Consider the following 16,370-nt stretch of genomic DNA (forward strand, 5'->3'; position numbering starts at 1 on the left):
ATTCCTCGCTCTTTTATGTATGATCACAGTGTTATTTCTGCGGATGTTCTGTCAATATCGCAAATGTACGGTTTGATTTGTGCAAGATAATGATCTACCTGTTCCACACATCTGCCGATATATCGTTCCGGCTTCAAAAGTTCTTTCATTTCCGCCTCACTGAGTCCAAATTGCGGTTCTGCGCTCAAAAAGTGCAGCAGATCGCAAGTCCCGCCGTTTCGCATCTCTTCCACCGCTCTCATAGAGCAGGTGCGGATGATCTCATGGATCTGTTGGCGATCGCCGCCGCGCTTGACTGCTTCCATCATTAAGTTTTCCGTTGCGATAAACGGCAGGTATTCCTGTACTGTTTTGGCAATGATTTTTTCATTTACATGAAGCCGGCTTGTCACATTTTGTGCTAAGCGCAGGATCGCATCGGCACAAAGGAATCCTTCCGGCATGGAGATGCGGCGGTTAGCGGAATCATCAAGAGTCCTTTCCAGCCACTGGGTAGAGGCGGTAATGGCCGCATTGCCGCTGTCAAAGATGAGATATCTCGCCAAAGAACAGATACGTTCTGTCCGCATGGGATTACGTTTATAAGCCATGGCGGAAGAACCGATCTGATTTTTTTCAAAAGGCTCTTCCACTTGTCTGTCATGCTGGAGCAGACGAATATCGTTTGCCATTTTGTAGCAGCTTTGGGCGATTACGGAAAGGCAGTTTAAGATCCTGCTGTCTAATTTGCGCGGATAAGTTTGTGAGCAGATCGGATAACATTGATCAAAGTCAAAATCATGAGCGATCAAACGATTCATTTCATCGATTTTGTCATGATCGCCGTCAAACAGCTCCACAAAGCTGGCTTCGGTTCCGGTCGTGCCGCGGCATCCTAAAAAACGCATATGGGCGAGTACAAAATCAATCTCCTCTAAATCGCTCATCAGATCCTGCAACCAAAGGGCAGCCCGTTTGCCGACGGTTACCAGCTGTGCCGGCTGATAGTGGGTATAGCCTAAGGTAGGCAGTGCTTTGTAGGTTTGTGCGAAATCAGCGAGATTTGCGACTACCTTTAATAATTCTTTTCGTAAATAGCGTAAGGCGTCTCGATAAATAATGAGGTCGGCATTGTCCGTTACATAACAGCTGGTAGCGCCTAAATGGATGATTCCGGCAGCCGATGGCGCTGCTTTTCCATAAGCGTATACATGTGCCATGACATCATGACGAACCTCTTTTTCTCTTTGTTTGACACATTCATAATCAATGTCGCAAATATGTGCTTCCAGTGCCGCGACTTGTGCTTCGCTGATCGGCAGTCCCAATCGGGACTGGGCTTTTGCTAAAGATACCCACAGCCTGCGCCAAGTCTGATAGCGGTTATCCGCTGAGAACAAGGCGAGCATATAGGGAGAGGCGTATCTGTTTGATAATGGAGATTCATATTGTTGTTTCATTTTCATTCTTCCTCCTTGTTTTTGATGATGATGCTTTCTCTTTCCGCACCTACTGAAATATAGCGGATCGGACAGGCAATCGTGTCTTCTATAAAGCGCAGATAGACTTTAGCGGCTTCGGGCAGATCTTTCCATTTGCGAATCGCTGAGATATCACACATCCAGCCGTCAAAATAGCGAATGATCGGCGCTGCTTTAGCAAGGGCGGCGGGGAAAGGAAAGCGCGTAACTGTTTTCCCATCGATCTCATAGGCGATACAGACCGGGATCTTTTCCATCGTGCTCAGTACATCCAGCTTGGTAATGACAATTTCGGTTGCGTCCTGTATGGCAATGCCATATGCAGTGGCAACCAGATCCAGTGCGCCGACCCTGCGCGCTCTGCCGGTCTTTGCCCCATATTCTCCTCCGGCTTCCCGCAGCTGCTTAGCCGCTTCGCCGAACAGTTCACTGACAAAAGGTCCCTCACCGACACAAGTGGAATACGCTTTGACAATGCCCAGCACCTTTTCTATTTTTATGCCGGGATAGCCGCATCCGATCGGCGCATAAGCCGCGATGGTATTAGAAGAAGTGGTATAGGGATAAATACCGAAATCCAGATCACGAAGCGAGCCGAGCTGGGCTTCAAACAAGATCTGTTTTCCCGCTTCTTCTGCTTTCTTCAAATAGGCGCCGGTATCGCAGATAAACGGCTTGATCTGTTCGCAGTAAGTGTGCAGCCATTCATCCAGCATGGCTTCGGTATAAGGCTTGGCCCCGTAGACCTTTGTCAATGTGAGGTTTTTCCATTCCATAAGATCCAGTAACTGTTCCTTTAATGCTTCCGGGTAAAACAATTCTCCTGCCAAAACGGTCTTTTTCTGATATTTGTCCGAATAAAACGGGGCGATCCCCTGTTTGGTAGAACCGTATTTTTTATCCGCAAGGCGCATTTCCTCAAGTGCGTCCATCTCTCTATGCCATGGCAGCAGTAAAGAAGCGCGTTCACTGATCTTCAAGTTATCCGCAGTGATGGCTACGCCCTTTTCACTTACCTGTACGATTTCCTTCCAAAGGCTTTCCGGGTCAAGCGCGACGCCGTTGCCGAGCACATTGACGACTCCTTCTCTGAAAATGCCTGAGGGAAGAAGATGCAGGGCAAATTTGCCTTTATCATTGATGATGGTATGTCCGGCATTGCCGCCGCCCTGATAGCGCACCACGACATCATAATGCGCAGTCAGAAGATCGACCATTCGTCCCTTTCCCTCATCTCCCCAGTTAATACCTACAACTACACAGTTTGCCATAATGTCCTCCTTTATCAAACTTGGCCGCAAGCGCGTTTCATCACTTCGCCATATGCTTCTTCAACGCCGCCTAAATCATAGCGAAAGCGGTCTTTGTCAAGTTTTTTCCCGGTTTTTTGATCCCAGAGCCGACAAGTGTCCGGACTGATTTCATCGGCGAGAAGGATCCTGCCGGCTGTATCTTTTCCAAACTCAATCTTAAAATCCACTAAGGTAATGCCGCGTTCATCCCAAAATCGCTTCAGCTCTTCATTGATCATAAAGCCATATCGCTTGATCGTTTCGATTTCTTCCTGCTCGCAAAGGCCTAATGCTACCGCATGATACGTATTTAACAGCGGATCTTCCAGCGCGTCGTTTTTATAGGAAAACTCAATGGTTGCGGCAGGAAAGGGGATGCCTTCAGCGATGCCGTATCGCTTCGCAAACGATCCCGCGGAAAGATTACGGACAATGACTTCCAGCGGGAAGATGCTTACTTTTTTTACCAGCGTTTCCCGCTCGTTTAATTCTTTTACAAAATGAGTCGGTATGCCGGCTTTTTCCAGTTCCTGCATGAACAGATTGCTCATTTTGTTATTGATGATGCCTTTTCCTTCGATCGTTCCTCTTTTGTGCCCGTTTTGTGCAGTTGCATCATCTTTGTAGGAAACGATGAGAAAAGCGGGATCATCGGTTTCATATACTTTTTTCGCTTTTCCTTCATACAGCAGTTTTTGTTTTTTCATATCGATCTACCTCTTTCTTTTTTATCAATTAGACAAATGCCTAATAGCCGATCAGCATAGGTTGGAAACAGCTAATACTGTTTTGCGCTAACACATTCGGCTTCATCAGTGACCATACGTAGTTTTCCCATCTGATCGCACAAGCTATCATAAGCAGCCGCTGCTTTTTCAAGCAGATCTTCTGTCAAAGCGGCGATACGCACAATGACATCTGCAAGTTTGATGAGCAGGGCATTTCAGATGATTGACTTGCTTGTAAGCGATGGTCTGGGCATCTCTTTGTTGTATGCTTCCACTGCCCGCTTTTTCATCGCCTTTCTTAGCGCATGATAGCTGTCAGTGGGAAGCACAGCCTCCATCACTCTGTCATCGAAAACGTTACTGCCGAAAATCGCTGTTGCGCGGCTCATTCCTTATCCTCCTTCGATCAAATAGAAAAAGGCGTCTTTAAGGGTATGAAAACCACTTAAAGACGCCTTTGCCTTTAACGAAGAAATACTATCATAGGAATGTTTGCTTGTCAATGCGTTTCAGCAGGCTTTCCTGTTTGATAACCGTTCTTTTTGATCGGAGCATAGAAAAAAAGAAGATAGATATGTTATAATTTTAAGCAGTTGAAGTAAAAAACAAGATCATCATAAAAACAGATATATACACTTGATCAAGGAAAGAGGTAGTTTTATGAAATATGCAGAGGAAGAAGTAAAACAGTACATCAGTGAAGATGATGTAAAATTTATCCGGCTCGCTTTCTGTGATGTATTTGGCAGACAAAAAAATATTTCGATCATGCCGACGGAATTGGATCGTGCTTTTGCGGATGGCATCGCTTTTGATGCGTCCTCGGTGCAGGGTTATGGCGATGAAACGCACTCCGATCTGTTCTTAAAACCGGATAGTCAAACACTGATGGCGCTTCCTTGGCGTCCGGAGCATGGCAAGGTCGTCAGGATGTTCAGTGAGGTAACCTATCCTTCCGGTGAAATTTATGAGTGCGATACCCGATATCTGTTAAAAAAAGCGATCCGGGATGCACAAAAGGCTGGGGCTTCTTTCTATTTCGGTGCAGAGCAGGAGTTTTATCTCTTTGAACTGGATCAAAACGGGGAAGCGACGAAAAAGCCTTATGATCATGCGGGCTATATGGATATTGCACCGGATGATAAGGGGGAAAATATCCGCCGTGAGATCTGCCTGACATTGGAACAAATGGGGATCCGACCGGAAAGCTCTCATCATGAAGGCGGTCCGGGACAAAATGAAATTGATTTTCGCTATTCGGACCCGCTTACGGCTGCCGACAATGTCATGACCTTTCAAACGATCGTGAAAACGGTTGCTTACCGCAATGGTCTCTGTGCTGATTTTACGCCGAAGCCGCTTGAAGAAGAACCGGGCAACGGCTTCCATATCAATGTGTCGATCAAGAGTGATGACGGGGCCGATCATCTGCATCATGTAGTGGCAGGGATCCTTGATAAAATTGCGGAAATGACGGTTTTTCTCAATCCGAGCGAAGCGTCTTATCTGCGCTTTGGCCATAGTCGCGCACCGCGCTATATTTCCTGGTCCAGTGAGAATCGAAGCCAGTTGATCCGCATTCCCGCTGCCCGTGGGGAGTATCGTCGTGCTGAGCTGCGCTCTCCTGATCCGATGGCAAATCCTTATCTTGCGTTTGCCTTGATCATTTATGCGGGGTTATATGGAATCCAAAAGGAATTGACCATGCCGCAGGCAGTCGATCAAAATCTGTTTAAGGCAGATGCGGATCTACTTGCGCACCTGCAAAAACTGCCTGATTCTTTGGCAGAGGCGCGTTTGCTTGCCAAACAGAGCACATTTATCGCAAAACATGTGCCACAGGCAGTCGTAGATATTTACTGCAAGAAATAGTTTTCATGAAATCAGGGAAGGAGGGAGCGATGCCATGTCTTTACAAGAACGTGTTTACAGTGTGCTGGTCGTTTCCGCATCAAAACACTTTCAAACGGTTATGACGGAGCTGCTCCCTGCTTCTGGATATGAACCGATTTGTTTTGCGGGCGGTGTGAATCAGGCGAAGCGTCTGCTCGCAGTGCGTACATTTGATTTTATCATCATCAACTCGCCGCTGACAGATGCCACAGGCGTTCATTTTGCGATTGACTGCTGCCGTGGTCAAAATACGGTAGTGCTTTTGTTGGCGGGTGCAGATGTGCATGATGAAGTACATGAAAAGGTTGTGGCATATGGGGTGTTTACCTTGCCGAAGCCAACCAGCAGAGCCACTTTGCATCAGGCGCTTCGCTGGATGTCCAGCGCCAGAGAACAACTGCGCCGACTGGAACAAAACACTTCTTCCATTGAAGAACGGATGGAAGAGATCCGGATGATCAATCGTGCCAAGTGGCTGTTGATCAGGGAATTGCAGATGTCAGAGCCTGAAGCGCATCGTTATCTTGAGAAAAAAGCAATGGATCACTGCATTTCTAAAAAAGAGGCTGCCAAGCATATCATCAAACGATATGCCTAAAGCTAAAAAATCCTGTAACATCACGCATATGGAAAAACGATGACAGAAAACAAGGATCGACTTATGAAAATCAATCCTTGTTTGTTTTTATTTCATTTTTACCATATGCTTTTTACATCAATTCTTTTAATTGCTTCAGCACATCTTCAAAATATGTGAAGGCATCGTCGTAGACCGCATCGCTTCTTGGATCGACGCCGGCATGTACCAGTTCATCGATCGGCGATTCACTGCCGCCTTTGCTTAAGAAAGCGAGATAGTCTGCTACTTCACCTGCTTCGATCTTCTTGACGAAGCTTAAAGCGACTGCCATTCCCAGCGTGTATTTATAGACATAGAAGTTGTAGTAGAAGTGTGGAATATAATAGCACTTATAGCCTTCTAATTCGTCAATGCAGACACTTTCTCCGTAATAGTCTTTTGACAGCTGAATGAAATAATCAGTCAAAACAGAAGAAGATACCGGCTGATCCTGTTCGATCAGTTCATGCAGATGGCTTTCAAACTTCGCATACATCGGCTGACGGTATAATGTGCCGACCAGCTGTTCCAGCAGGTTTGCCAAGATGTATTTGCGGTATTGGCGATCATCGCTTGTCTTCAGCAGATAATTGTTTAACAAGATCTCATTGACCGTGCTGGCAACCTCCGCCACAAAGATACGATAATCGGACAGCAGCGGGCGCTGGGTGGTGCGGGAGAAATAAGAGTGCATCGAATGGCCCAGTTCATGCGCCAGGGTGCTGAGGGAATCATAATTGCCCGTAAAATTTGTTAAGATATAAGGAAGGGAATCATGACAGCCGCCGGAATAAGCGCCGCCGACTTTCTGTTCATGCGGGAAGCAGTCTACCCAGCGTTCTTCCTGCGCACGCGTCAATAGTTTTCCATAGGTTTCGCCTAACGGCGCCAGCGCTTTGCGAATGATGTCAAAGCTTTCTTCGATCGTATAGGAAACATTGACGTCCTTGATATAAGGAAGCAGTAAGTCATATGTGTGCTGTTCTTTTAATCCCAGTTGTTCTTTACGGAAGGCAAAATAGTCATGGCGTGCCTGCTTGTATTTTTCATTTGCCATATGCAGCACTTTGTCATACAGCGTTTGATCCGCGCCATCTGCGAATAAACTTGCTTCCAGCGCCGATGAAAAGTTACGCATTTTGGCGTTAAACACCTGTCCTTTCGCATGCCCTTTCAGCATCTGGGCGAGTGCATTGCTATAACGCTCGTATTCCTGATACAGATTCGTAAAAGCTTGTTTACGGACCTCGACATCAGGGTGAAATAAGAAAGAGGTATAGGTCGCATCACTTAAAAACTGCTCTTCTCCATCTACCATGACCGGATCAAAACGCATTCTGAATGCGTCATAGATCTGAGCAGGGGCTGTGGCGATTTCACCGATCTCTGCCAACAGCTGTTCTTTTTCCGCGTCGAGACGATGTGGAATGGTGCGAAACAGCTCGCTCATCGGATAGCGGAAATCCGCGCATGCCTCATCCTGCAAATAAGAGTCGATCGCTTCTTTTGCTTCGATCAGTTCTACATCACAAAAGCTCAAGCCGGTCATCGCCTGCTGATACACCTGCATCGCTGCGGCTTTATTCATCGTATTTTGGGGAATGGACGGCTCTACATCACAGCTCATATTCGCATAGACGATGCACTGTTCCAGATAGCGCTCCATATCCTCCTTCGTTTCCATATAGCAGATAAAATGGTCTTTGGTATCTGCCAGATGTCCTTTCATCGCGATCAGCGCCGCTAATCCTTGTTTGGCCTTGGCAAGCGCATTGTCAAAAGCCTGCTGATCGGGGAATAGTTTGGTTAGATCCCAAGTGTACTTGGTTTCGATCTCATTTCGTTTCATCGTATCACACTCCTTTATGTTTTAGTATAACCCTTTTTTCTTGAAGTGCCAATACTTTATGTTATAATGAAACCAAGAGCATAGGGCTCATCAGAAAAAGGAGGTTGTTATATGTCTACACCGCATAATCAGGCAGCAAACGGCGAGATCGCTAAAGTGGTGCTGATGCCGGGAGATCCGCTGCGCGCCAAATACATTGCCGAAACATTTTTAGAAGATCCGACGATGTTCAATACCGTGCGCAATATGTACGGCTATACCGGAACTTATAAAGGAACACGCATTTCCGTAATGGGAAGCGGCATGGGGATGCCTTCGATCGGCATTTACTCCTATGAACTGTTCTCTCACTATGATGTGGAGTGCATCATTCGCATCGGCAGCGCCGGCGCTTATACCGAGGAACTGCATTTATTCGATCTGGTATTAGCAAGCGAGGCATGGAGCGAATCCACTTTTGCACTTGCCCAAAGCGGCGATGATGAAACGCGGCAGAAACCAAGTGCAAGGGTAAACGCAGCAATCAAAGAAGCAGCTGCTTCCTTGCAAAAACCATTAACGGAAGCCTGTATTCATTCCAGCGATGTGTTCTATCATGAAGCGAATGTGGATGGCCATCGGGAGTTTTATGCAAAGCATGGCTGTGTCTGTGTGGAAATGGAAAGCTTTGCGCTGTTTCACAATGCCAAAGTGCTGGGAAAACATGCGGCTTGTCTTTTGACGATATCCGATTCTTTGGTAACGCATGAAGAGACTACGGCAAAGCAGCGAGAAAATTCATTTACCAATATGATGGAGGTGGCGTTAGAGGCCGCCCTGAAATTGGCATGATCAACAAGCCTTTCTTTACAGAGAGGCTTTCTTTTAAGGAGAGAAGAGCATGAAACAAAGCATCACAACGGCTCTAATGGAGTGGTATGAAGAAAATAAACGAGATCTGGCATGGCGCAGAGATCAGGATGCTTATCGGATCTGGGTAAGCGAGATCATGCTGCAGCAGACGCGGGTAGAGGCGGTCAAAAGCTATTATGCGCGTTTTATGGAAGCGCTGCCGACATTAAGACATTTAGCAATGGCTGATGAGACAGAGCTGCATAAGCTGTGGGAAGGACTGGGCTATTATAATCGGGTCATGAACATGAAAAAATGCGCACAGATCTGTATGGAAAACTATGACGGCTGTTTGCCTGCTGATTATGAGGAATTACAAAAGCTGCCCGGGATCGGCAGCTATACGGCAGGCGCCATCGCTTCGATCGCTTATGATCTGCCGGTGTGTGCGGTAGACGGCAATGTCATGCGGGTATTTTCCCGCTTGTGTAATGATGAAAGCGATATTGCCAAAGCGGCAGCGAAAAAACATTTTGAAGCGGTCGTCATGCAATATGTGCCAACGTGCGGTGCCGGCATCTTTAATCAGGCGATCATGGAACTGGGCGCGCTCATCTGTGTGCCAAACGGCGCTCCCCATTGTTCCTTATGCCCGCTGGCATCGCTTTGCGAAGCGCATCGGCTGGGCATCACCTCAAAACTGCCGGTCAAAAGCGCCAAGAAAAAACGCCGTATCGAACAAAAAACGGTTGTCGTTTATCTTTATGAAGATCAGCTTCACTTGCGCAAACGTGAAGCCGGCGGTTTATTGGCTTCCCTTTACGAATTCGATGTTTATGAAGGCGTTTATGAGGAAACGCAATTAACGAACAAGCTGCAAGAAGCTGCTCACTTAAAGCAATTAGTACCTTTAGGCAAAGCAAAGCATATCTTTACCCATTTGGAATGGCATATGAACGGCTGGCTGGCGATCTTGCAGGAACCCTTTGATCAAGATGGCATATGGGTGGATCTGGATACGTTAAATAAACAGTATGCTTTGCCAAGCGCTTATCAGCGCTATAAAGATGCCGTTGCCTTATGGCTGAAAGGATGATCGAGATGGAATTGTTAAAACAGTTGGAAGCGCTGGTTCCTTATGATGAAACGGAACAGGCGGATCAAGCGGTCATGATCGCATATTTGAAGGAGCATGACGACGCATTTTTGCGAAGCAATCGCATTGCCCATTTCACCGCTTCGGCATGGATCGTCAATCAAGATAAAAGTAAAGTATTGTTGATCTATCATAACATTTATGATTCATGGGGCTGGTGCGGGGGCCATGCGGACGGAGAACGGGATCTGCTTGCCTGTGCGTTAAAGGAAGCAAGGGAAGAAACCGGACTGGAAGCATTTACCGTGCTGGATGAAAAGCCGCTTTCCTGCGAGATCGCACCGGTATTTGCGCATCGTAAAAACGGGAAAGCCGTGAACGCTCACCTGCATTTGAATGTTACTTATGCATTGATGGCAGATGATCAAAGTCCTTTGCGTATCAAGCCGGATGAAAACAGCGGGGTCAAATGGTTTGCGATCGATTGCTATGAGGAAGTGATACGGGAACAGGATATGTTGCCGATCTATCGCAAATTGACAAAACGCATCTTGACGAAGTAACGATCCATATAGGAAAATTGCCCAGCCTCCTTTGCTTTTTACGCATAGTTTAGAACAGATATGGGGGTTATGGAAGTGAAGGAGAAAAACGGTCGGTTCATACGGACAGATGCGTCCATGCCGCTTCAGGTGCTGAAATTCGGCGGCACTTCAATGCGTACACGCACGACGCGAAAAGCAGTCATCGCACATATCAAAACGCAGCGGGAGAAAGCAAAGCTGGTCGTCGTTGTTTCTGCGATGGGCAGATTTCGCGACCCTTATGCGACAGATACCCTGCTTTCCCTCGGTTCACTGAAAATGCGGAAAAAAGAACAGGCTTCCCTCGTGTCGATCGGGGAACAGTTGTCTGCCTTGACCTTGTGTGCGGAGCTGCTGGAAGAAGGAATCAGCGCCTGTACCCTTTCTTTTCTGGAAGCGGGGATCATCAGCGATCAGCACTATGATTATGCACAGGTCAAATATATGGATCCAAGCGGTATCTTAAAAGCATTGGAACAGTTTGATGTCGTGGTGGTCGGCGGCTTTATCGCCATAGATGAGGAGATGGAAGTAACGACGCTGGGCAGAGGAGGAAGTGATTACAGCGCGGTCTTGTTCGCCGATATGCTGGGATTAAAGGAAGCGATCATCTATACCGATGTAAACGGCGTCTATGTGGAAGATCCCAAGCAGCAAAAGAACGCCCGCAAATATGAATATCTGAGCTATGGAAGCATGCTTGCTTTGCATTCACGGGTGCTGCATGATCGCTGTGTCGTATATGCGCGTGATCATCACATCCGCATTTATGTAAAAGGTACTTTCTCGAAAGAGGAGGGAACATGGATCGGTTCCTGATGATTTTTGGTGATCGGAAAGTGAAATTGCCGCGCATTTTTTCATCTTGCGTGCTATAATAATAGAGCGAGGTGAGTATGATGAAAAAGCATATTTTAATGGTAAGCGATATGGCCTGTGAAAACTGTGCCAAGAAAATCGAGAATGCGCTGAAGCAGACAAGAGTGGATTTTGAAGTCAATCTGGAGCAGAAAGCAGTGATCGTGTACGGCGATGCGGACATGATCAATGTTGCGAAAAAGACGATCTCCGATATCGGCTTTACGGTCTTATAGTCTTATTGAAAATGATTGGATCAAACAGAAGGAAATGCCGGAATGCTTTCCTTTTTTTTGTTTTTTGCAAGGGGAATCAGCCGGCAAAAGACGGTGTGGAAAAGAATAGGGAAACGATCATGGAAAGATGCAAAAAGATAAAACATGTTTCATGTGCATTTCAGCGTTTGCGAAACAGTGTGAGATTGATAAATGCACCGACTAAGAGCAGCGCTCCATATACCATGCGCATGCCATGATGCCCCATGATTTCATAAATTCCCAGATCAAAATCAAACAGCAGATAAAGGCCGCCCTGGACGCCTAAAAGAATGGAAAGAAACAGAGCGCTCTTTTGTAAAAGATTCATGCTATCACCCTTATTACTCTATGATTTCTTTTCCTTTGATTATGTATTTTATCGACAGATTTGGCATAAATTAAAGGTGAAGAAAGGAGAACGAAATGAAAGCAAAACTTATTGCGGGCATCAGTGCGCTCGTTTTGGTCGTATTGTTATTGCTGATGTGGAAACCGCAGTCTTTTGAGGATCGCTTTGACGATGTGATGCAGGATCTGACATCTTATGAATTAGAAGGCGATATGGAAATTACCAAAGGGGAAGACATAAAGAGCTTTGCACTGTCTGTCGCCTATCAGAAAAAGGAAAAGCAGGATCTGTTTCGGGTATCGCTCTATGATAAGGAGCTGAATCAGGAACAGACCATCATTCGCAATCAAGACGGTGTATTCGTGGCAACGCCGAGCCTGAATCAAGTGTTTCAGTTTGAAGGGGATTGGCCGCTCAATACCCCGAAGCCTTATCTGCTTCAGTCAATGGCAGAGATCGTGAACAGTGAAAAGGCGGAAATCAGTGAGGAAAAAGAAGGTTACTTAGTGAAAAGCGAGGTTGACTATCCCAATAATCCGACTTTTGCCAAACAGGAGATGATGTTTGATGAAGAAGGCAAGATCAAATGGATCCAGATCTTTGACAAAGATAACAGCACACAGATGAAGTTGGTTTTTCATACCTGCACTTATAACAAAAAGGTAAAGGACAGCGTATTTGAGACGCCGAAGAAGCTGGAGCAGAAAACAGCGGCTGCCACCATCAGCGAAGCCGATCTGCCGCTTTATCCGATGCAGGTGTTTGATGCGGTCCTGCAAAACCGCAGTGTGGTGGAAACCGGTGATAAAAAGCGTTATGTCATGGAGTATACGGGGGATAAGAACTTTACGGTCATTCAAAGTGTTTATGCGCCTGCAGAAGAAACAGAAGTGGTGCTGATGAGCGGTGAAATGGTCGATGCGCTGGATCTGATCGGCTTTTATGACGGCAATCATATGAGTGCGATTCAAAATGGGGTGGAATTCAGCGTATTCAGCGATGATCTGTCTTTGGAGGAAATGATGCGGGTCATTTCCAGCATGCAGGTGGCAGTGATGAAATAATGATCAGACGCGGAGATGTATATTATGCGGATCTTTCGCCGGTAGTGGGCAGTGAACAGGGCGGTATGCGCCCGGTGGTCATTATCCAAAACGACAAAGGCAACCGTTATTCCAAAACGGTCATCGTCGCGCCGGTATCCACGCGTATGAGCAAGCCGCCCATCCCCACCCATGTGATCTTTTCCGATGACGCTTTGCATTATGTATCGATGATCTTATGTGAGCAGGTACGTACGATCGACAAAAAAAGGCTGGGACAATGGCTTTGTCATCTAAGCGGCGAAACATTGGAAAAGGTTGATCAGGCAATCAAAATATCGCTTGGTTTAGAGCGAAATATTGGTTCTTGATACAGGTAAATCAGGCTTTGGGAAACGCGTAAAAAAGTTCTCAAAGCCTATTGCCAATTATAGTGAAACATGATATTATATACGAGCATTATCAGTAATGGTTCAGAAACGGAGATGTACTCAAGTGGCTGAAGAGGTGCCCCTGCTAAGGGCATAGGTCGGGAAACTGGCGCGAGGGTTCAAATCCCTCCATCTCCGCCATTATGATAATAAAAGTAAAAAAAAGTCATTGACAAATGGTTGCGTTATGTTATAATAAGCAAGCAGTCGATAAAAGATGGTCCAGTGGTGTAGTGGTTAACATGCCTCCCTGTCACGGAGGAGATCGTGGGTTCGAGTCCCATCTGGACCGCCAGTTAATAGAAATGTTCCGATGCGGAACTTTTTTTATGGGACTGCTTCATTGCATGCCAAACTTTTTATGGGATTTGCGAAAAGAATGAGATTTGTTATTGCATTTTTTATGGAAATTGTTTAGAATAATGGCATATCGGGATGTAGCACAGCTTGGTAGTGCACTTCGTTCGGGACGAAGGGGTCGCAGGTTCAAATCCTGTCATCCCGACCAGTTGTTTCAGATCGCACGGCATGTGCGTTTTTTTTATTGTAGAAGAAAGCGGCTGTTTGTATGATCGGCTAATGAAAAAGAGCGGAAATACTTTTGCTAATAGGCTGTAAAATAAGAAAAGCGAAACAAAAAGACGTTTTATATCTAACGCTTAGAAAAGGCGATGCAGAGGGGAAGGTGAAAATCCGGCAGACAGCGATAAAATTGGAAAAAAGTCCTTGCATTTTTAGAAAACATGTAGTAAGATAATAAACGTACTCAAGGTATAGCAACATGCGCCCATAGCTCAACTGGATAGAGCGTTTGACTACGGATCAAAAGGTTGCGGGTTCGATTCCTACTGGGCGCGCCATTTAGAAAAATGCTTCTCGAAAGAGAAGTTTTTTTATGCACGCAAAAGATATGGGACGTCAATGGTGCGTCAAGGGGCATAAAAGTGTTTGACCGTGGTGCAGGTGTCGAGAAAAGGCGTGTTTTTTTCTTCTCATAATAGGTAGTATTTTGTGTATAAGTATAGTATAATATGAGCGTTTAAGAAAATGGAGGATATTGATATGAGTTTGATTGAAACTGAATTGAAACAAGGGATCAAGTCGGCTTTGAAACAAGTATATGACTTGGAAGTAGAAAACGACTTTGTCGTAATCGAAATCCCGAAAAATCCCGATATGGGAGATTATTCTACAAATGTGGCAATGCGTTTGGCAAAGCAGCTGCATAACAGTCCGCGTGCGATTGCGGAAGGAATGTTGGAAGCGATCAAGGAAGCAAGTCCGTTTGTAGAAAGCGCCGAAGTAGCAGGTGCAGGTTTCATCAACTTCAGGATCAAGAAATCAAAAATTGCCGATGTAATCCATACCGTATTAAAAGAAGGGGAACATTTTGGGGAAAATGAAAGCGGGAAAGGTGTATCGATCCTCGTCGAATATGTATCTGCGAACCCGACCGGCGATCTGCATTTGGGTCATGCGCGCGGTGCGGCGTGGGGCGATTGCATTACGCGTCTGTTAAATAAATCGGGCTATAACTGCCTGCGCGAGTTCTATGTGAATGATGCGGGCGTGCAGATCACCAAGCTGGGACAGTCCCTGCTGGCACGTTATTTACAGTTGTTCGGCATTGATGCCGCATTGCCGGAGGACGGTTACCACGGGCAGGATGTTGCGGATATCGCCAAGATCGTAAAAGAACAGGAAGGCGATAAGTGGGTCAATGTTTCGGCCGATCAGGAAGAAGAACGCCTGCAGCATTTCCGCAAGGAAGGAATCCGTCTGGAATTGGACAAGATCAAGCGCGATCTGGATTACTTCCGCGTACATTTTGATTCTTGGATCTCTGAACAGAGTTTATATGACCGCGGTCTGGTAGAGGAAACTTTGAAAAAGATGGAAGACATGGGGCTGACTTACGAAAAGGATGGCGCTGTCTGGTTCAAGACGACCGAGTTTGGACGTGATGATAAAGACCGTGTACTGCGCAAGCAGGATGGTACTTACACTTATTTTGCACCGGATATTGCCAATCACATGGATAAGATCGCCCGCGGCTATCCGAAGATGGTAAATCTTTGGGGTGCGGATCACCATGGTTATATCGCCCGTATGAAAACAGCGATCCATGCGATGGGATATGGCTGGGATGATATGGAAGTAGATATCATCCAGATGGTGCGTTTGGTGGAAGACGGCAAAGAGGTAAAAATGTCGAAGCGTGCCGGCAATGCGATCACGATTCGCGAGCTGGTTGATGAAGTCGGTGCCGATGCGGCGCGTTACCTGTTCGTATCCAAAGCGGTAGATACGCATATGGATTTTGATATCGCCTTGGCAAAACGGAAGAGCAATGACAATCCGGTTTACTATGCACAATATGCACATGCACGTATGTGCTCGATCCTGCGGCAGGCGCCTGCCTTAAAGGAAGTAAACGAATATACACGTTTGACAAGTGAAAAGGAAAAGGCGTTATTGAAGCTGATCGCCGAGTTCCCGGAAATGGTTGCCGATGCGGCGCTTACTCGTCAGCCGAATAAAGTATGCAACTATATTCAGAAGCTGGCACAGCACTTCCATAGCTTCTACAATGCCTGCAAGGTGCTGGATGACAAGAATCCGGAGCTTTCCAATGAACGTCTGGCATTGTTGAATGCGACCAAGATCACGTTAGCCAATGCGTTGGATCTGGTTGGTGTCAGCGCACCGGAAAGAATGTAATAGAAAAGAGCAGTGAACGCGCGTTCACTGTTTTTTTGTACCGAAGCAAAGGATAGAAACGCGCATGCCGTATGTTTTGAAAAAAAGCAAAGGAAAACGCACGAACCGTTTTATATTCGCTGCATAAGGATAAAAGAAAGGATAGGAATACGGAGAAAACCGTCTTGTAAATGTGATAAAAATATTTATTTTCACAAGTGTGTTAATAATTGGAATTATGTATAAATAAGCGCGGTTCTGCCATGTTAGTAATGGTATCCGTGCGGCTTGAAAGCAGTGTGATACCATTTGAACCGGCAGGATCGTAAGAGGTGTTTATCTTGATGCGATTGTCATAATGAGGTGCAGAACGGCAAATG

At 46.1% G+C, this 16,370-nt stretch carries 16 protein-coding genes and 4 tRNA genes; 14 read left to right on the top strand and 6 right to left on the bottom strand.

Annotation, left to right across the window (positions count from 1 at the left end):
* Positions 1-23 precede the first annotated feature (23 nt).
* The 4 genes from purB to C1712_RS12580 all read right to left on the bottom strand — a co-directional run bounded on the left by purB (position 24) and on the right by C1712_RS12580 (position 3,869).
* Complete coding sequence (purB, locus tag C1712_RS11435) at positions 24-1,445, bottom strand: adenylosuccinate lyase (RefSeq protein ID WP_219718869.1); 1,422 nt, start codon at positions 1,443-1,445, stop codon at positions 24-26.
* Positions 1,442-2,731, bottom strand: a complete 1,290-nt coding sequence (locus C1712_RS11440) for an adenylosuccinate synthase (protein ID WP_102269315.1) — start codon at positions 2,729-2,731, stop codon at positions 1,442-1,444. Before C1712_RS11440 ends, purB begins: the two co-directional genes overlap by 4 nt.
* A 14-nt stretch (positions 2,732-2,745) precedes the next feature.
* Entirely contained in the window at positions 2,746-3,459 is a 714-nt protein-coding gene (gene purC, locus C1712_RS11445; RefSeq protein ID WP_102269317.1) for a phosphoribosylaminoimidazolesuccinocarboxamide synthase, read from the bottom strand.
* Between the two features lie 236 nt (positions 3,460-3,695).
* Positions 3,696-3,869: a glutamine synthetase III gene (locus C1712_RS12580; RefSeq protein WP_146003340.1), complete on the bottom strand. Its 174-nt coding sequence runs from the start codon at positions 3,867-3,869 to the stop codon at positions 3,696-3,698.
* A gap of 271 nt (positions 3,870-4,140) precedes the next feature.
* Between C1712_RS12580 and C1712_RS11450 the strand changes: the two genes are divergently transcribed.
* Positions 4,141-5,352, top strand: coding sequence for a glutamine synthetase family protein (locus tag C1712_RS11450; RefSeq protein ID WP_102269319.1), 1,212 nt, complete (start codon positions 4,141-4,143; stop codon positions 5,350-5,352).
* 34 nt (positions 5,353-5,386) lie between these two features.
* Complete coding sequence (locus tag C1712_RS11455) at positions 5,387-5,971, top strand: ANTAR domain-containing response regulator (protein WP_102269321.1); 585 nt, start codon at positions 5,387-5,389, stop codon at positions 5,969-5,971.
* 112 nt (positions 5,972-6,083) lie between these two features.
* Here the strand turns inward: C1712_RS11455 and pepF are convergent, their stop codons facing one another.
* On the bottom strand, positions 6,084-7,841 hold the full coding sequence (pepF, locus tag C1712_RS11460) for an oligoendopeptidase F (protein ID WP_102269323.1): 1,758 nt from the start codon (positions 7,839-7,841) through the stop codon (positions 6,084-6,086).
* A gap of 111 nt (positions 7,842-7,952) precedes the next feature.
* On the opposite strand from pepF, the gene deoD reads away from it, so the two are divergent.
* The 5 genes from deoD (at position 7,953) to C1712_RS11485 (ending at position 11,446) form a co-directional block, all read left to right on the top strand.
* On the top strand, positions 7,953-8,672 hold the full coding sequence (gene deoD / locus C1712_RS11465; protein WP_102269324.1) for a purine-nucleoside phosphorylase: 720 nt from the start codon (positions 7,953-7,955) through the stop codon (positions 8,670-8,672).
* Between the two features lie 49 nt (positions 8,673-8,721).
* A complete protein-coding gene (mutY, locus tag C1712_RS11470) occupies positions 8,722-9,768 on the top strand; it encodes an A/G-specific adenine glycosylase (protein ID WP_102269326.1) in 1,047 nt (348 codons plus the stop codon).
* Positions 9,753-10,331, top strand: coding sequence for an NUDIX hydrolase (locus C1712_RS11475; RefSeq protein WP_245858159.1), 579 nt, complete (start codon positions 9,753-9,755; stop codon positions 10,329-10,331). The genes mutY and C1712_RS11475 overlap by 16 nt, the downstream gene beginning before the upstream one ends.
* Positions 10,332-10,400: 69 nt before the next feature.
* Positions 10,401-11,171, top strand: a complete 771-nt coding sequence (locus C1712_RS11480) for an amino acid kinase family protein (RefSeq protein ID WP_245858161.1) — start codon at positions 10,401-10,403, stop codon at positions 11,169-11,171.
* An 80-nt stretch (positions 11,172-11,251) separates the two neighbouring features.
* The gene (locus C1712_RS11485; protein ID WP_245858162.1) at positions 11,252-11,446 is read left to right on the top strand and encodes a heavy-metal-associated domain-containing protein; all 195 of its coding nucleotides are present in this window, start codon (positions 11,252-11,254) and stop codon (positions 11,444-11,446) included.
* A 160-nt stretch (positions 11,447-11,606) separates the two neighbouring features.
* On the opposite strand, the gene C1712_RS11490 is transcribed toward C1712_RS11485, so the two are convergent.
* Positions 11,607-11,795 (bottom strand): hypothetical protein, encoded by a 189-nt coding sequence (locus tag C1712_RS11490; protein WP_102269332.1) that lies wholly within the window; start codon positions 11,793-11,795, stop codon positions 11,607-11,609.
* 95 nt (positions 11,796-11,890) lie between these two features.
* Here C1712_RS11490 and C1712_RS11495 point away from each other — a divergent pair, with 95 nt between their 5' ends.
* The 7 genes from C1712_RS11495 to argS all read left to right on the top strand — a co-directional run bounded on the left by C1712_RS11495 (position 11,891) and on the right by argS (position 16,011).
* On the top strand, positions 11,891-12,880 hold the full coding sequence (locus C1712_RS11495) for a LolA family protein (RefSeq protein WP_102269334.1): 990 nt from the start codon (positions 11,891-11,893) through the stop codon (positions 12,878-12,880).
* Complete coding sequence (locus tag C1712_RS11500; RefSeq protein ID WP_102269336.1) at positions 12,880-13,230, top strand: type II toxin-antitoxin system PemK/MazF family toxin; 351 nt, start codon at positions 12,880-12,882, stop codon at positions 13,228-13,230. The genes C1712_RS11495 and C1712_RS11500 overlap by 1 nt, the downstream gene beginning before the upstream one ends.
* A gap of 110 nt (positions 13,231-13,340) precedes the next feature.
* Positions 13,341-13,431: transfer RNA gene (locus C1712_RS11505), tRNA-Ser, on the top strand.
* A gap of 78 nt (positions 13,432-13,509) precedes the next feature.
* Positions 13,510-13,585: transfer RNA gene (locus C1712_RS11510), tRNA-Asp, on the top strand.
* A gap of 136 nt (positions 13,586-13,721) precedes the next feature.
* Positions 13,722-13,798 (top strand) — tRNA-Pro (locus C1712_RS11515).
* Between the two features lie 275 nt (positions 13,799-14,073).
* A tRNA-Arg gene (locus C1712_RS11520) sits at positions 14,074-14,150 on the top strand.
* 202 nt (positions 14,151-14,352) lie between these two features.
* Positions 14,353-16,011: an arginine--tRNA ligase gene (gene argS, locus C1712_RS11525; RefSeq protein ID WP_102269338.1), complete on the top strand. Its 1,659-nt coding sequence runs from the start codon at positions 14,353-14,355 to the stop codon at positions 16,009-16,011.
* Positions 16,012-16,370 lie beyond the last annotated feature (359 nt).

The organism is Massilicoli timonensis, assembly GCF_900199515.1.
Lineage (GTDB): Bacteria > Bacillota_I > Bacilli_A > Erysipelotrichales > Erysipelotrichaceae > Massilicoli > Massilicoli timonensis.

Coding starts and splice junctions, on each gene's coding strand:
- purB (WP_219718869.1), bottom strand. CDS start 1,445: ATGAAAATGAAACAACAATATGAATCTCCATTATCAAACAGATACGCC.
- C1712_RS11440 (WP_102269315.1), bottom strand. CDS start 2,731: ATGGCAAACTGTGTAGTTGTAGGTATTAACTGGGGAGATGAGGGAAAG.
- purC (WP_102269317.1), bottom strand. CDS start 3,459: ATGAAAAAACAAAAACTGCTGTATGAAGGAAAAGCGAAAAAAGTATAT.
- C1712_RS12580 (WP_146003340.1), bottom strand. CDS start 3,869: ATGAGCCGCGCAACAGCGATTTTCGGCAGTAACGTTTTCGATGACAGA.
- C1712_RS11450 (WP_102269319.1), top strand. CDS start 4,141: ATGAAATATGCAGAGGAAGAAGTAAAACAGTACATCAGTGAAGATGAT.
- C1712_RS11455 (WP_102269321.1), top strand. CDS start 5,387: ATGTCTTTACAAGAACGTGTTTACAGTGTGCTGGTCGTTTCCGCATCA.
- pepF (WP_102269323.1), bottom strand. CDS start 7,841: ATGAAACGAAATGAGATCGAAACCAAGTACACTTGGGATCTAACCAAA.
- deoD (WP_102269324.1), top strand. CDS start 7,953: ATGTCTACACCGCATAATCAGGCAGCAAACGGCGAGATCGCTAAAGTG.
- mutY (WP_102269326.1), top strand. CDS start 8,722: ATGAAACAAAGCATCACAACGGCTCTAATGGAGTGGTATGAAGAAAAT.
- C1712_RS11475 (WP_245858159.1), top strand. CDS start 9,753: ATGGCTGAAAGGATGATCGAGATGGAATTGTTAAAACAGTTGGAAGCG.
- C1712_RS11480 (WP_245858161.1), top strand. CDS start 10,401: ATGGAAGTGAAGGAGAAAAACGGTCGGTTCATACGGACAGATGCGTCC.
- C1712_RS11485 (WP_245858162.1), top strand. CDS start 11,252: ATGAAAAAGCATATTTTAATGGTAAGCGATATGGCCTGTGAAAACTGT.
- C1712_RS11490 (WP_102269332.1), bottom strand. CDS start 11,795: ATGAATCTTTTACAAAAGAGCGCTCTGTTTCTTTCCATTCTTTTAGGC.
- C1712_RS11495 (WP_102269334.1), top strand. CDS start 11,891: ATGAAAGCAAAACTTATTGCGGGCATCAGTGCGCTCGTTTTGGTCGTA.
- C1712_RS11500 (WP_102269336.1), top strand. CDS start 12,880: ATGATCAGACGCGGAGATGTATATTATGCGGATCTTTCGCCGGTAGTG.
- argS (WP_102269338.1), top strand. CDS start 14,353: ATGAGTTTGATTGAAACTGAATTGAAACAAGGGATCAAGTCGGCTTTG.